Below are 15,339 nucleotides of genomic sequence, written 5' to 3' on the forward strand. Positions count from 1 at the left end.
ATATTCTATTTTTGTTATAATTCGATGATAATATCTGAAGTCTGTACCTCGTCCCAGGGAAGAATCTCGCAGGTATCGAGGAAGATGGTATGCTTGTGCAGGTTGGGGATATGAAGGAAATACACATAGCGGGTGTCGGGCTCCCAGGTAAAGCGGTCACCTGTGGTGCTGATCTTGTCCAGACTGAGCACACTGTCATAGGTAAACGCGTTAGAGGCATCCACCACTCCATTGGTTAGGTGGTCGGTCTGCATCTCTACCTCTACGTGGATTTGCACATCCTTTTGGGGTATCTGCTGAAGATATAACGGACAGAGGTCGAGAGCCGTTTCGCGATTCAGGTTTTCGCGCAGGTTCTTTCCCACATATTCACCATGCTGCAGCAGGGTGTACTCGCCTGTGGCAGTGGTGTTGTCCGAGAAGGTGCCATGGTCCAGTCCCTGTTGGTTTGTGGCAGTATATGACTTACTGCTAATCACAAAGTTGTTGTCAGCGTTGACAACAGATATCTTCACGCTTTTCAACGCTACACGATAGTCGGGCGATGAAGGCTGAGGGTCGTCTATGAAGATGCGGAATCCCACTTTCGTGATTAGATGATGAAAGGGCATATGCACTTCACGTACTGCATTTGCCTTTTCATTGGTGTTAATCTCAATATTCTTTAATTCGTCACGGTCTTCAAAAACGGCACCATTCTTCTGGCGGCTTACTTGTGCCACCACACAGGGCTCTCCCTGTTGGTTGGTCACGTTATACACCTCGTTCAGATAGGTTTGTGACAGGAAAGGACGGTCAGAGAGATTCAGGCTGATGCCTGTTGAAAAGATGCTGGCCCCCTGAAAATAAGGCGATACTGCACGGAATTCGTAAGGGAAGGCAGAGAGGTCCCAATAGCGGAGCACTTGTCCATTCACACCATCGTAGTTCCAGCGGTAGGGAGTGGCGGTGGCATCGAAATCCACTTGATAGCCATTCATCACCTGTTGCTGGCTGTTGTTGCCAAAGTTCTTCCATGTGCCTACCTTAAAACCTGCTTCAAGCATCGATACGCTTCGGGTGTAGCGAGCCTTGGCCACTTGTGAGATTGAGCTTCCGAACGTCATGGGTGTGAGGTTGTCATAGACATCCTCCTCCTGTATCGTTGAGTCTGAAGTACAAGCGGTGAGACTGGCGCACAATAGGAGTGCGCCAGTCCACCAACTTAGTGTTTTGTTGATTCTGTGATTAGAAATTGCTGCCATTTTCTTGGATTGTGTAATCCTCAACAGTAGCACCGTCGAATACGATAGGATATACGGTAGGAGTAGCAGGTACATCGGGCTTGGTGATATCAATGGTGGTATCATCAGGATCGGTAGTACCCTTAGAATCTTTAGTAATCTTGAAAGTGTAGGTGTACTTAGTGTTAGGCTGCCAAGCGGCGATAAACTCTGAACCATTCTTGGCAGGCACATAGACACGTGCATTGTGAACGGTAATCTCCTCGCCGTTGTCCTCAGCAATCAGCTTATAAGATACGTGAAAGGTGAAACCAACCTTGCTGTTTTCGGGCTGAGCTACAGGATAATAAATGGTAGAAGACTTAGCATAGTTCTGTGTGTTGCCGGTTGCTACTGCTTCAGGTATCACATTGTAATTCGTGCTAAGCTTTGAGGTGTATGAAGTCAGTCCGGCTTCAGTTCCGGCTGGAATCACGAACTTCAGGTTGTCCTGAGTCGTTGAAGCAGTGCTGTGGTCAACGGTGGCAGTGGGATTGCCAACAGTGGTGAAGTCGATGGTTGCACCGCAGCTGGTGTAATAGTCAGCCTTGGTGTATGTGTTGCCAGACTTGGTGGCAGGTGTAGCCTGAATACCAGAGTTGGCGTCTGTCACATCGATAATCTGTACTTTGTAACCACGCACATCTTCGTAGAAGCGCAGGTTCACCTGAGCACCGAGGTGCTTGAATGTCAACTTTACGTCCTTCAGATCAGCATTGGTGGCCTGAGCACCAGCATACATGAACTCCTGCAGTGAGGGGTCATCATAACCAGCTACCTGAGCGGTGTTGGCTACAGTAATTATCTTTGTGCTCTCATTGAAACTAACGCCTGTAGCACGATATGGAGCATAAGCATAGAAGTTAGTGTTGGTGTACTTCAAGTCCCAGTAACGCAGGTACTGATTAGCATTGGCTGACATGTAGGCAGCCTGACTGGCAAGGTAGCCTTTGCTTGCATCTGTGTTCTGGTACTCTGCTGTGCCAAGATACTCATAGAACCAAGGTGACTTGTGGTCTTTCTGATCACCGATAGTACTTGCCCAAGTAGTAGCATTTGCATTAGAATAGCCCACGCCATTACCATCAGAGTAACCAACCAGATAGTTGTCCATCACCTTCTGAGTAGTAAGACTTGTGCCATACTTGTAAGCCCACACACCAAAATTGTAGTGGCCTGTAGATTCAAGAGAGGGCAGAGTCGTTGCCTGGTCTCCACGGCTGATGTTCTTCTTCTCCACACTGAAAGCGATAGGAGCCTCTGTGTTCTCGGTTGAGTTGTTTACCAACTCATCGCTACTACAACCAATCATGGTCATAGCAATTGCAGCGAAAATAGTTACTTTTTTCATCATTGTATTTAATGGTTTTTTAAATTATACATAATAATTCTATGAGGTGCGTCAGATTTCAATCTCCCAGAACACCTCGTCATAATCTTCGACGGTAGGAACGAACAAGCTACCGGTGCCCGATGGTAATGGATCGGGCGGTGTGAGCTTAGAACAGTCTATCCACACCGTCAAGATACCACCATGCGCCTGTGCGTGACACTGGTCGGTAACATCAAACTCATATGTCTTGACCTGTCCATCCTTCCATATCAGGTCGTAATACAGATAGTTCCTAAGATTTGAACGCGAACCGGTGTAAAGGGCACCCGAGCGAGTAAAAGGCTCGTTGTCACAGAGTCCAAACGTGGTCAGTTTACCACCGATGATATCGCAATTTTGTCCCTTTACCATCTGATTCTTTTTCATACGCGTATTGAAATAAATCAGGGCTGGCTTATAGCCCGTATGGCCGGTATTTACATTCGTACTGCTGGCCATAGAGGAAAGAGCCGCATTACCATTGATACCCTTGATTCTTCCATCCTCATTGTTAAAGAGGATAAACTGTACAAGATAGATATATACCAAAGGACGCAGCTTTGTTTCTATGTGCTTGATATAGATATTCTCCACAGGGTCGAAATCGTAATCCGACAAGTCACGCGAGATAAAGATATTCTCAGGATAAGCGCTATAGAAAATCTCAGGCTGATTCAGCAAACCAATAACGCCAGAAGGATCGGCCTCGTTTGCTCTGCTATGCTCCAAGATACTACGTGAGATACCTCGTGTTCCGGTTGTCGTAGCCGTGACAGAATCAAGCGTCTCATTCAACACCAACACCTGGGTTCCGTCCTTTGAATCGATATCGCTATAAAAAAGCATATCATAATAGCCAAACTGGAAATAACGACGGAAACGGGTACTACGTATAGAGAATGCCTCGTCTGTAGTATGTTTGGCATAAGGGTCGTCTCCTTTGTAATAGCGGTGCACTTCAAAACTTGTAGGCATCGTATAGCCAATGCTACCCCAGATAGAGTCGTCCTTCAGGTCCCATCCATAATACCAGTCCGTCTGGAAATCCACATCGACATCCCAGATTACCTCCAAATCGGTCTCAACCTGAGGTATCTGCAACTCCATGTTCTGACCTGGCAGATGCAAAGGTGGTTCGATACACGAGGTTATGCCAAGCGTTACAAACAGTACTACAGCTATTATATGATATATATATGTACGCATTATCTGACTACCTCCTTCTTCTTTCTGTAAATAATATCGTATGTCAGATGAATACCGGCGTTGGTAGGACCAAACCACATGAACTGATGGTTACGCTCCTTGAACTGACTGGTACTACCATGATAATCATAATAGTAAAGACCATCAACAAATCCTGTGATTGGATTACCCCATACGTAAGGGTCGTAACGGGTAATAAAAGTTCCTATACTGAGACTTAGCTCCAGTCGAAGACTGCCTTTCTTGTTCAACCTACAGGTATGACCAATGGTAAGACCGGCACCACCACCTTCACCTTCCCAGCCTTTGGTAGCACTAAAACCGATTCCGTATTTTGTGCCCTCCAAGTAAGCAGCAAGATAAGGACCAATGAATGCTCCCCCACCCTTGAAATAACGTCGTAACTCTAACTGTACATCACGCACCTGCATAAACTTATGCTCACTCCAATGACGATGATTAGAGAATGTGAAGCCTGCATTATAGGTATAATGGCCTGTAAGTGGGTAATATTCTAATTGAATATTGCCACTGGTGGCAAGGCCGAATTGTGGCACATAGGCAAAATCATGAAGGAGATTTGTCCTGGCCGCAATCAGATGCCTACGCGCATATTTCTTTTCTACAGCAGGTGCTGACTCAGTTATAGATATGTGATTAGGAAGCGCTGGAATGGCAAGCATCTCTGTCTTTGCGGTAAAATGATAAGAGGGTATAGGCATGTGTTTCGGACTGACTGCAAACCATAGCACTACACGACTCTGACGCAACGTGGGGAAATAAACCTGCAACAGACGCTTCCAGGTCTTTCCCTTATTATATGCCATCAGCTTCTTCTTGCACAGACGTTCATCACCATGGCAACTCTCCCAGATATATTTTACTTGTTTATATTCCGCATCACCAGCAAGCTCCATCAGTTTTACCAAATAGGCATAATCCTCCGTCACACATTTGGCATTCAAAGGACGGTCTGCAATCGGCTGATCCAAGTTACTGCTAAGGAACTCTATCAATCGCTTTGTACGCTCGCGACTCAAGCGGACATTATTCAGGTAAGGACCTTCTGGAGAGGCTGCACCCTTTACATAAACCTCACGTAATACAAGGTTGTTTTTCTTGAGCCAAGGCACAAGACTGTCATTATATAAAGGTATAAAGGGATCGTCCTGAAGCAACTCTGTTCTGTTTACACGGAAGCGGATACCACGAGCTATCACATCGAATAAGGAGTCCGTAATAACAGGGGGAGAAGTAACAATAGAATCTGACACAAAAACAAACGGATAATCTGGCAATTGCTTGTACAACAACGAGTCAGGCTTCTTGGCCAATGTTGACAATTGGCCAAGTAACACAATGGCAATTACGAGAATTACCTGAATTGGGTTAACAAATCTACGCACTGGACTTTCCTGTTTTGTATCAATCTTTTCCGATACAAAATTAGTCGTTTCTTCTATTTTTTAGGTAGAAAAGCCCGTATAATTTACAATATTTAACCCGTTAGTTTTCGTTATATCCAATAGATTCTTCAATTTTTTCGCAAAAATCGAAGAATCATAACCTAAAAACAATTATTAACACTTAAAAGCTCTATACAACTTACATATGATTAATTACAAATCTATTAAACCATAAAAACAGTATTGGCCACGGATTATCTGCAGCTCACATCCTCCCGCCATGTCACTTGGCAAAGTAATATTAGAGGTATTCTCTGGAATAACCTTAGTATATTTTACATTACCACTCTCATCCAAGAGCTGCAAAGTACAACCATCACAAGATGTATTAAAATATAGAGTATGATTCTCTAAACTCAGAGATGGCGTCTTGACAGAACTACGTTTGACAGATTTTGCAGAATCTGCCGAATCTACCTTGCGCACATGCAAGTACACATTCTCAAAAGAAAATAAATTCTGAGATTGTGAATAAGCACCAGAAGGCATCAAGAATAAATGTCCGAGGACTGCTAAGAAATATTCACCCATAGTTTTTTTATTTATGATTTGTGAGGCAAAGGTAAGGCAATTTATACATCGCTCCAAACTTTAGGGATTCTTTTAGTTCGCCAGAGTTCGTCAAAACCGAGCAAACATGCAACTAAACGATTTGATATTCAACGCATTACAAAAATAGTTCGGAAAAGTTCGCCAAGACACCAACTTTAGCATTTTACCATAAAAATAGCGCTTCTTTATGATGTTTTCCATCTTAAAGAAGCGCTATTTATTTGCTTATTCTATTACAACTCCACGAAGCCGAAGAAGCAATAGTTACCACGAAGAATCTGAAGCTCATACTCTCCGTACAGATAGAATGGTAAGGTTATGGTCGAAGTATTCTCCGGTATTTCTATTGCATATTCAACATCACCATCCTCATTTATCAAACGCAGGATACAACCGTCACATGAGGTAGCAAAATACAACGTATGATCAAAAATACTCAAAGAGGGAGCCTTTGCCGGGCTACGCTTAATACCCCTTGTTGGTATTGAAGGATCAATAAGTCGAACCTGTAATGACAGATTATCAAATAAAGACATTGAAGATGCTGCTCTTCGAACGGATGAGACACCAAAAGCCTCTTGAGTTAATTCAGCCTTTGCTAGTTCAGCCCATTCTTGAGCTGAGCTACATAATGACACTAAAAGGAACAATCCCGTGATTATAAAAGATTTCTTAAACATAACTATATTATTAAAGGGTTTTAGTAATTTCCGAGCAAAGTTATACCTTTTTCTTTTATGCACAAAACAAAAAATAGGATAATTTTCCAAGACTTCCTCTCCAAAGAGCAGAAACGCCAAAGAAACCCAACTGATTTACAGTGGATTACAAAAAAAGTTCGGAAAAGTTCGGGAGAGCTACTTTAAAGCATTAAACAGGTTACTTTTTAGCGTTCTAGCACCTTTCTGCCCAAACAGGCGTTCGTTTGCATCTGACTTGGCGTCAGACAAAACAGACTTTGAATTGCCCAACATAATTCTAATAGAAGAATCAGACATTCCAAGAATAATTAAGACACAAACCTGTTGCTGCAACTGGGAAAGTGGCGTTCCCTCAGAGAAAGACTTATATAAGTCGGGGAAGCTCTTGCTAAACTGTCTTATCAATAAGCTCCATTCGCCATCCGAAGGATTGGGCTTTTCTGTTTTAAGATTTGATTTTTTGATAAACAATTGAGCAATGGGACTATTGACAAATGTTTCCGTTGCATCAGTATGTTCTGTCTGATCGTTCTCCAGTTGTAGACGCTTGATGATTTCAGTAAGTTCAGCCTCTTTCGCTTCTTTTGCAGCAATCACGCCTTCGTAGTTCTTACTCTTAAGCATCTGCAGTTCCGCTGATATCTCCGAACGCGCACTAATAGCACTCTCTAATTTTTTAGACAGCTTCAGTATCTCCTGTTTTTTCTTATTCTTATATCGGAGGTATAGCCATAATAGCAGCGCTACGACCAAAAACGAAATAACACCAATGAATGTTGAACGCATTTTCAGTTTTCGAGAGGTCTCACGTTCCTGTTCAGCTTCTTTCTGGCTCCTGTTATAATTATATAAAGCCGACATCTGATGGATTGAATTCGTACGCAGCTGATTGTGGAGCGTATCCTGCGCAGCTTCATATAATAGTGAGAAATGGAAAACAGAATCTACATCATGGCGCTTTCTATATACGTTCAACAAGCCCCTATAGCCTTCGGACAGATAACCATATCTGATTGCCTTACGAAATAGTTGTTCTGCAGAATCCAGACGATTCACAGATAAATCATAGAAGCCTTTAACATAATAATAGCCTTCACGTCCACTTACTATATTCCCATTTTCGTCATACCAACCAGACTCTTTTTCGAAGATTTCTTTAGCCCACGAAGCTTTCTCCATCTCTCCCCTTTCCATATAATAATAAATGGTGGGGCATAAGACTCTTGCAGCACTTTGTTTGTCACCAATACGTTTCAAATCCTCATACACGCCAAGAGAAACATAAAATACAGAGTCAATGTCATTCAACAAGATATATGGACTTACCAATTCATACTTTGCAAGAAGATAATCCTTCTCTGTAGAGGTTTTCTTAACATTCTCAACATAATGGTTCAACGCCCATATCTCATCTTGAGGTAGATTTTGGTTATGAAACACCAAAGACATTTGTCCATAGATATTCTTCAGGAGTTCAAAATTACAGTCAGCCTTGGTTGTATCAACCTTGCTTAGTGCAGAATAATAAGCTTGAATACCTTCGGGTGACTGGCCCAAATCAATCAGGGAGCAACCATACATATAATATGCCAAGGCAGCTTCCTCATCATCACCATTCGCTTCGAAATAATCCACCAACTCTTTTGTCAGAGAATCAGTAGTAAAGACTGCACCCGCTTTCATTTCGGCTGCAGCCAACTGCAACTGATACTGTTTCTGAAAATGAGAGCCAAATTCAGACTGATGAACACCTAAACTATCTAAAATAGCAAGAGCAGAGTCGGCATCATGATACATAACAGCCCTTGCACGCGACAAAGCATCGCGATAATCACGTTTTTCTGTACAAGAAAGAAAAGCAAAAAGAACGAAGATGAATACTAAAAACTGTTTCATCAGATCTTTTCAATCAACGCAACGGCATAGGCTGAGATGCCTTCTTGCCGTCCTGTAAAACCAAGTTTCTCTGTTGTCGTAGCCTTTATGGAAATCTGATCCGGGTCACAGCCTATGACACGCGCCATACACTGCTGCATCTCAGGGATATGCGGGTTCATCTTAGGCTTCTCTGCACAAATCGTGGCATCGATATTACCCAGACGATAGCCCTTAGAGGCAATGAGTTCTATAGTTTTCTTGAGGATAATCTTACTATCCATTCCGTCAGTTTCAGCAGAAGTATCAGGGAAATGATAGCCTATATCACGCATATTTGCAGCACCAAGTATGGCATCACAGATAGCATGAATCAACACATCGGCATCGCTATGGCCCAACAAGCCCATAGTATGTTCCAACTTAATGCCACCCATCCACAGGTCGCGGCCTTCTACCAACTGATGGACATCATAGCCCATTCCAACTCTAATCATCATTCTATTATATTCGTTATGACGTTATCCCGTTAAAATACCATTACTTAAAAAGATCTTTCAGACCATCCATATCAAATGCCAAGGTGAAACGCAGTGTCTGATCAAGGGGATTGGTCTGAGCCGTTGAGATGACATAGCCCACATCAAGTGAGAAGACATTCATGCGGAAGCCACCACCCACGGTAAAGTACTTTCGATTACCCTTTGATTCCGACTCATGGTGATAACCGGCACGGAGCGAGAACTGATCATTGTACACATACTCAGCACCTACACTCCACTGAATCTCCTCAAGTTCTTCCTTGAATCCGCCTGGAGCATCACTGAAACTGGTAAAAATACCCTTGATACTCGACATGTCGCTATATTGCTCGCGCACATACTGCTGATACTCACTAGCATTATATCTCGTATCATCGCCACCGAGCTCCTTATCAATATACTGTTGCATGGTGGGAACCGTAGGAACCAGCAGTTTATTGGCATCAAAAGCGAGTGTGAAGCGGTTGTATTCGTCGACTGGTACCAACAATGAAGCACCTACACGCAAGTTTGCAGGAATAAACTGACTCTCATCGTCACCATAGAACGAAATCTTACTACCGATATTTGTAACAGTAGCACCAAGGCCCAACTGACATTCACGATTGCCAAGCATCATATAGTTATTATAATACATGGCAATATCGGCTGCAAACGCAGAGGCTGGTTTAGAACCTTCACTGAAATAATCATAACGCAGGTCACTATAAATCCAGCGCAATCCTACACCCAGAGAGAATGTCTCACTCAGCATACGAGAATAAGCCACATCAAGTGCCATTTCATAAGGCTTCACCGTCATGGACTCATCCAGTCCCTCCGCATCGGTATACACCTCACCAAGTGAGAAATAACGCAGAGAACCTGACAATGCGCCATAATCGCCTATACGATAATAGCCAGCCACATATGCCAAGTCAATATCATTAACCAACTGTCGCAACCAAGGTGTGTAGTTGAGCGCTACACCAGCACGACTAATACAGAACGGGTATTTTGCCAAGTTCCAGTACTGAGAGTTGACATCAGGATCAGTAGCCACACCCACATCACCCATACCGGCAGCACGAGCGTCTGGGGCAATGGTCTGAGAGATGACAGCATGTTCCACCGGATTGAACGTGGTGTTCTTGTCATCGGCATGAGCCATCACAAAGGACATAGAACAACAGCCTATTGCCAAAAGAATCTTCTTTATTTTCATTGTAATTTTCGTTATGACGTAATAACGTTATATCGTTATAACGCAACAACACCTTATTTATTGTCCCAGGACAATCAATTTCTTGGCTTGCGAGGCTTTAGAGCTGCCATTATTACTAATCAGGACACGGTAAAGATAGACGCCCGTCTTCAATCGGCTACCACTACCTGTAGTCAAATCCCAATCAATCGTATAAGTATGATCCGTAGGTATACCTGTCTCAGACTTCCTCCACAACAGACGGCCGGAAGTATCGAAGACTTCCAGTTCTACATCCACCTCACTTCCTGCACGGTCATGACTGATAACAAAACTGGTAGATGTAGTAGCAGGATTCTTCGTACATATCACGTTACTTAATGTGGGCTGTTGGGTAGCATTCACCACAAACGACAACTCAGCGACAGAGGAATTATTCTGTGCATCCCAAGCTCTGAAAAGGAGCTTATGCGGGCCATCCGACAGCTCCGGCAGTACATAGTCAACTTTTCCCTTGCAATAGTCACCAAAGTCATATTGGAAACGCTCATTGAGTTGATAGGTAAGGTTCATATCATTATCAATGATGAGTTCCAAATCGTGACCGATACCGCCAGAAACATTGATACCGTCCTTATCCGTCAGCTCTGCATAGAAATAGGGTGTGGCATTCACCGTACTGCCATTTACAAACGACTCACTATTCAGATAGCAATAGATTGACGGTCCTACGCCGTCATTGGACAAATCCTCAGTACCTGTCAGCGTGAAACTCTCACACTCACCATGAGCTGACAATGATTTGTCGTTATTGACTGCATAGACAAGGAATAGACCCGTTTTATCGGAATAACTGATATCCTTGGGAACTGCAAAAGAGAACGAGAACTGACCATTACGTATACTGTCACTACCGTTGTATATGGTATTCGGACGATCCAGGAACTCAAAGGCTGTCTCTGTAGCTACCGGATCATTCTGTTTACCAACAATGGTCTCTTCGATATCACGAACCGTAATTGTGACAACACCATTGAAATCCGCATGCCCAGGCAAATGACCTTTCAGGGTTACCTTTGAACCTGCCTTCAGCTGCTGGATTCCATCAGCAACAGCCTTGCCGTTGACACTATCAATAACAGCCTGCTCCGTAGGACTAGCCAGAGTCAGGGCTGGATCTCCCAAAAGGACATATTGCAATTTATTGGTAAGCATTTCCGTAGAACCTGACACGAAATCATTCTTAGCAAGGTAGGCCGCTTCTCCGATTGTAAGACGGCGTCCATTCTTACTGGCCAGGAGGTATTTCATAAACGACTGATTCTGCAGTCGGTTGTAAGAGGCATAAACGGTACGTGTGGTGCCGTAGAAGGCAATAGAACCACCCTTCTTATTAAACATTGCCGTCTCACCTATATTATCACTCTGACCATCAAAAGGAGCCACATCACAAGCGGCAGTAACCCACAAGGGCAGACGCAAGGAAGAGGCTTCTCCAAAATCCGTAATACGCAACACGGCTTCATGAGAAAGCAACGAGGGACCACCATGTCCTGAATAGTTCATCACCAACGCTCCTTTCTGAAGCTGTTGTTTAATCAGGCGCGTAACATCCGGAAAACTATTTCCTGTTGAAGAGGTCACACGTGTATAGGCATCCCAATAAATCTTTTTGATATCGTAATTAGCGTAAAGGCTCTTCACCGTACTCACAACAGCCTCTGCATCCTGCATGTGACGGTTCTGGTCGCCATCATCACCCAGGAAGCACAAGGTATTCTGCCATGCGCCAGCATAGGCATTGGTACGATAAGCATAAATCTTATCCACCAGTATCTTGGCCTCCTCGGCCGTACGAGCAGACAAGCGACCGACGGCGGCATCGAACTTATCCTTCAATATACTGCCACCCTCGTTATCGTCCAGCAAGCAGTAATAATCGTCGGACACATAGGACTTCGTAGCACTGAAAGAGTTCTCACTCTCGTAGCAAAGCAGGAAATCATCAGGTGAAAGACTGCGCCAGCCACTAGACAACATACGGTTATCCCAAGCACCATCTCCAAAGAGCAGCAGATAACGTGGCTGGTCGGCCTCCGTCCCTGCCCTATCATATAGCATCTTCATGTATCGGCGATAGGCATTGGCATCTGGAGTACCACTGGAGAACTCATTATAAAGCTCATCTGCAGGAACAATTCTCACACGCAAGCTATCATAGGTCTCATGGAGCGTCTTCAAGCGTTCTGCCTCTGAAAGAAGCTTCTGGCTGGTAGGTATAATGATTACCATATCTACCGCCGAGTCTGCGTGATGGTCCTGGTTCGTGATGTCATAGAGATACTCTGGTACTGGAAGCGAGGTTGAAAAGTCTGTAAGCGCTTTTGGCGTAGAATAGCACAATGACACGTAATCCAAACGAACTTCACCACCTGATGTCTGACGAAGCGTCAGTTTATTGTCTGTGGTCTTCATCACAGAATCAGGTAATAAAAATTTCCAGCTGGCCTGGGTAGCAACAGCATTACCATCAGACAAAGTCCCGGAACTTGTTAGCCCGGAAGATGCTGTCAACGTCCCAATCGTTGTGCCATTCATCAACAACGTTGCCACAAACTTAGAGTCGTATGACAGGTTTACATTTATCTGCGTCGTCGTGGAATGAACGCCAGGCAAAGTGATGTTACGGTCAGAGCCAACCGTGAGTTTCTCGCTGGTATAGAGATTACGGCCACTGTGGTACCAAGCATAGTCATCTACCTCATACAAGTCATGATAATCACTGGCAGAAGGATAATATGAACTGACAAAAGACGCGCTATCCGCTGTCAGAGGTTCACCATCGCTCTCGGTCAGGAAATAATAGCCATAATCTGAATAGGGATTACGCGTACGGGCAAGAGTTGTATTAGACGCCCAGCTAACTGGTCCTGAAGCATGAAACAGTCTTTTCCCTTTAATCGTACACGTGGCCACTTCCTTCAAATCATCTGTCTCCGAAAGATACTCTCCAGTCAGTACCTCTGGTTGCAGTTCTCCGCCATAACCGTATATTTTGACTTTCTTAGGATTCTTAAATCCTGCCTTTCTAATCAAAGCGTCTGTCAGATGATAAAAACCCGTCTCTGGCACACGAATCTTAGCCCAATGTCCACTAGACAAAACTGAATGGGCTACATAACGATCGCCCGACGATGACGCACGGCGGGTCTTTCCTGCAGGTGCAGATTTCACCTGCAACTGAAAGCTCACAAGTTTCTGATATTTACCCTCACGAAAAACAAGTGGAACGAACTGGGCATACAAAGTACCACTCTTTCGTGACACACCTACATATTGCTGTATCCGCGGCAACTCTGGCAGTTGTTCAGTAGTAATGGCATGATAACGATTAACGTCTTCCTCTGCCATATCCAGAAACTCCGGATAAACAATTCTCACCTCATAAGTCGAGTCCGCATAATTACCTCCCAAAGGCCACGAGTAATTGACGGAAGGCAACAAAGAGTCAATTTTAACTTCCTCGGCTGTGAGATTATAAAAACCCTGTGCCATAGTAGAAACCATGCCACATATCATCATCAGCCAAATCAGAAAAAATCTTCTCATCAGTCTTACTTACAATCAAATTCCAGCACCTTACGGTCTTCCAGCCAACCTTCCAAGTGGTCGTTAATCTTTACCGGACCAACACCAACAGGGGTTCCTGTATATAAGAGGTCGCCCGTCTTCAATGTGAAATAGGTTGAGATATAACTAATCAACTCGTCCACCTTATAGAGCATATCGCTTGAACAGCCTTCCTGCACCGTATTACCATTTATATCCAAATGAAAATGCAGGGCCTGAACATCACGGAATTTCTCCTTTTCAACCCACTGACCTATCACAGCGGAGCCGTCGAAGCCCTTACAAATCTCCCATGGCTGGCCATTCTTACGAGCCTCTTCCTGCCAGTCGCGAGCTGTAAAATCAATCCCCACTGTCACCGCATCATAATAACGATGAGCAAAGCGTACGGGAATGCCTTTACCCAGACGACATATTCGGACAACCAATTCCGTCTCGTAATCCACACGCTCGGACCAGTCGGGGATAAAAAACGGCTTTCCGTCCTTCAATAAAGCAGAATCAGCTTTCGTGAAAATTACAGGCTTCTCTGGTTTATATAACGCACCATCCAACTCTTTATTGTGCAGTGCATAATTCATTCCTACAGCAAAAATCTTCATATCTTCTTTCGTTTTGAGCCTACAAAACTAATATTTTTACTTGATTTGAGCAAACTTTTCAGAGAAAATGCGTACATTTGCACGCATGAAACGTATCGTAACACTCATTTTATCTCTTCTGTGCTGGCTTAACATCTCAGCACAGTATGATTACCTGACGGCCAATCGAAAGGTAATACCCGGTGGTTATGATTTCTGGATATACACGCCAGAGGACTATTATTATTCTCAGGAAAGCACACCTGTGATTATCTTCCTTCACGGCGCCAGCCTGTGCAGTCGTGACCTGAACCGTTCACGCCGCTATGGACCTTTGGATGCCATTGTCAAAGGCCGTGAGATTCCGGCACTGGTCATTGTGCCACAGAATCCCGGTGGTGCATGGAATCCCAAGAAAATCAACGATGTATTAGAGTGGACCTTGAAAAACTACCCTGCTGACAGCACACGCGTCTATGTCTTAGGCATGAGCCTGGGAGGCTATGGCACACTGGACTTTGCAGGTACTTACCCCGAAAAGGTGGCTGCCGCAATGGCCCTATGCGGCGGTTCAACACTAAAGGATCTGCAAGGACTTGGCAAACTCCCTTTATGGATTCTTCATGGAACAGCAGACAGGGCAGTAGGCATTAAAGAGTCCAAACGAATTGTCAAAGCACTTGAAGATGCTCATAACGATAGCAGACTGCGTTACGACTGGCTTCCAGGAGCCAACCATGGTGCATTGGCTCGCGCATTCTACCTGAAACGTACCTACGAGTGGCTCTTCCGGCATAGTCTGAAAGACAAGGACCGTCCTCTCTGTCGTGAATATAGTATTACGAATTCGGATTTGAAAGGAGCTTATAGCGACATGGACCGTAACCTGCCAGACCCGGAAGTCATAGACGATTAACATAAAAAAATCAGCACCACCTATCAGGTAGTGCTGATTTATCATTATTTACG

The 15,339-nt window shown here is 44.1% G+C and carries 12 protein-coding genes; 1 reads left to right on the forward strand and 11 read right to left on the reverse strand.

The window, feature by feature from the left end; genetic code table 11:
* Window positions 1-14 precede the first annotated feature (14 nt).
* The 11 genes from L6466_RS11790 to L6466_RS11840 all read right to left on the reverse strand — a co-directional run bounded on the left by L6466_RS11790 (window position 15) and on the right by L6466_RS11840 (window position 14,391).
* On the reverse strand, window positions 15-1,244 hold the full coding sequence (locus L6466_RS11790) for a fimbrillin family protein (RefSeq protein WP_237802745.1): 1,230 nt from the start codon (window positions 1,242-1,244) through the stop codon (window positions 15-17).
* Window positions 1,228-2,616 carry a fimbrillin family protein gene (locus L6466_RS11795; RefSeq protein WP_237802744.1) on the reverse strand — a complete coding sequence of 463 codons (1,389 nt, stop codon included), beginning with the start codon at window positions 2,614-2,616 and terminating at the stop codon, window positions 1,228-1,230. The genes L6466_RS11790 and L6466_RS11795 overlap by 17 nt, the downstream gene beginning before the upstream one ends.
* Window positions 2,617-2,664: 48 nt before the next feature.
* Window positions 2,665-3,840 (reverse strand): hypothetical protein, encoded by a 1,176-nt coding sequence (locus L6466_RS11800; RefSeq protein WP_237802743.1) that lies wholly within the window; start codon window positions 3,838-3,840, stop codon window positions 2,665-2,667.
* Complete coding sequence (locus tag L6466_RS11805; RefSeq protein ID WP_237802742.1) at window positions 3,840-5,114, reverse strand: DUF3575 domain-containing protein; 1,275 nt, start codon at window positions 5,112-5,114, stop codon at window positions 3,840-3,842. Before L6466_RS11805 ends, L6466_RS11800 begins: the two co-directional genes overlap by 1 nt.
* Window positions 5,115-5,459: 345 nt before the next feature.
* Complete coding sequence (locus tag L6466_RS11810) at window positions 5,460-5,837, reverse strand: hypothetical protein (RefSeq protein ID WP_091814483.1); 378 nt, start codon at window positions 5,835-5,837, stop codon at window positions 5,460-5,462.
* A gap of 254 nt (window positions 5,838-6,091) precedes the next feature.
* Window positions 6,092-6,538 carry a hypothetical protein gene (locus tag L6466_RS11815; RefSeq protein ID WP_237802741.1) on the reverse strand — a complete coding sequence of 149 codons (447 nt, stop codon included), beginning with the start codon at window positions 6,536-6,538 and terminating at the stop codon, window positions 6,092-6,094.
* A gap of 177 nt (window positions 6,539-6,715) precedes the next feature.
* The gene (locus L6466_RS11820; protein WP_237802740.1) at window positions 6,716-8,455 is read right to left on the reverse strand and encodes a hypothetical protein; all 1,740 of its coding nucleotides are present in this window, start codon (window positions 8,453-8,455) and stop codon (window positions 6,716-6,718) included.
* Entirely contained in the window at window positions 8,455-8,934 is a 480-nt protein-coding gene (ispF, locus tag L6466_RS11825; protein ID WP_091814492.1) for a 2-C-methyl-D-erythritol 2,4-cyclodiphosphate synthase, read from the reverse strand. Before ispF ends, L6466_RS11820 begins: the two co-directional genes overlap by 1 nt.
* A 40-nt stretch (window positions 8,935-8,974) precedes the next feature.
* Complete coding sequence (gene porV, locus L6466_RS11830) at window positions 8,975-10,126, reverse strand: type IX secretion system outer membrane channel protein PorV (protein ID WP_371836482.1); 1,152 nt, start codon at window positions 10,124-10,126, stop codon at window positions 8,975-8,977.
* Window positions 10,127-10,237: 111 nt separating this feature from the next.
* Window positions 10,238-13,768 (reverse strand): type IX secretion system sortase PorU, encoded by a 3,531-nt coding sequence (gene porU, locus L6466_RS11835; RefSeq protein WP_237802739.1) that lies wholly within the window; start codon window positions 13,766-13,768, stop codon window positions 10,238-10,240.
* 5 nt (window positions 13,769-13,773) lie between these two features.
* Window positions 13,774-14,391 carry a fumarylacetoacetate hydrolase family protein gene (locus tag L6466_RS11840; protein WP_091814498.1) on the reverse strand — a complete coding sequence of 206 codons (618 nt, stop codon included), beginning with the start codon at window positions 14,389-14,391 and terminating at the stop codon, window positions 13,774-13,776.
* An 85-nt stretch (window positions 14,392-14,476) separates the two neighbouring features.
* Here L6466_RS11840 and L6466_RS11845 point away from each other — a divergent pair, with 85 nt between their 5' ends.
* A complete protein-coding gene (locus tag L6466_RS11845; protein WP_237803583.1) occupies window positions 14,477-15,286 on the forward strand; it encodes a carboxylesterase family protein in 810 nt (269 codons plus the stop codon).
* Window positions 15,287-15,339: the final 53 nt, after the last annotated feature.

It is taken from the genome of Prevotella communis (assembly GCF_022024175.1).
GTDB classification, from domain to species: Bacteria; Bacteroidota; Bacteroidia; order Bacteroidales; family Bacteroidaceae; genus Prevotella; species Prevotella communis.

Excerpts from the sequence above, each read along its gene's own strand:
- ispF (WP_091814492.1), bottom strand. The coding sequence starts at position 8,934 with ATGATGATTAGAGTTGGAATGGGCTATGATGTCCATCAGTTGGTAGAA.
- L6466_RS11795 (WP_237802744.1), bottom strand. The coding sequence starts at position 2,616 with ATGATGAAAAAAGTAACTATTTTCGCTGCAATTGCTATGACCATGATT.
- L6466_RS11790 (WP_237802745.1), bottom strand. The coding sequence starts at position 1,244 with ATGGCAGCAATTTCTAATCACAGAATCAACAAAACACTAAGTTGGTGG.
- porU (WP_237802739.1), bottom strand. The coding sequence starts at position 13,768 with ATGAGAAGATTTTTTCTGATTTGGCTGATGATGATATGTGGCATGGTT.
- porV (WP_371836482.1), bottom strand. The coding sequence starts at position 10,126 with ATGGCTCATGCCGATGACAAGAACACCACGTTCAATCCGGTGGAACAT.
- L6466_RS11800 (WP_237802743.1), bottom strand. The coding sequence starts at position 3,840 with ATGCGTACATATATATATCATATAATAGCTGTAGTACTGTTTGTAACG.
- L6466_RS11815 (WP_237802741.1), bottom strand. The coding sequence starts at position 6,538 with ATGTTTAAGAAATCTTTTATAATCACGGGATTGTTCCTTTTAGTGTCA.
- L6466_RS11820 (WP_237802740.1), bottom strand. The coding sequence starts at position 8,455 with ATGAAACAGTTTTTAGTATTCATCTTCGTTCTTTTTGCTTTTCTTTCT.
- L6466_RS11810 (WP_091814483.1), bottom strand. The coding sequence starts at position 5,837 with ATGGGTGAATATTTCTTAGCAGTCCTCGGACATTTATTCTTGATGCCT.
- L6466_RS11840 (WP_091814498.1), bottom strand. The coding sequence starts at position 14,391 with ATGAAGATTTTTGCTGTAGGAATGAATTATGCACTGCACAATAAAGAG.
- L6466_RS11845 (WP_237803583.1), top strand. The coding sequence starts at position 14,477 with ATGAAACGTATCGTAACACTCATTTTATCTCTTCTGTGCTGGCTTAAC.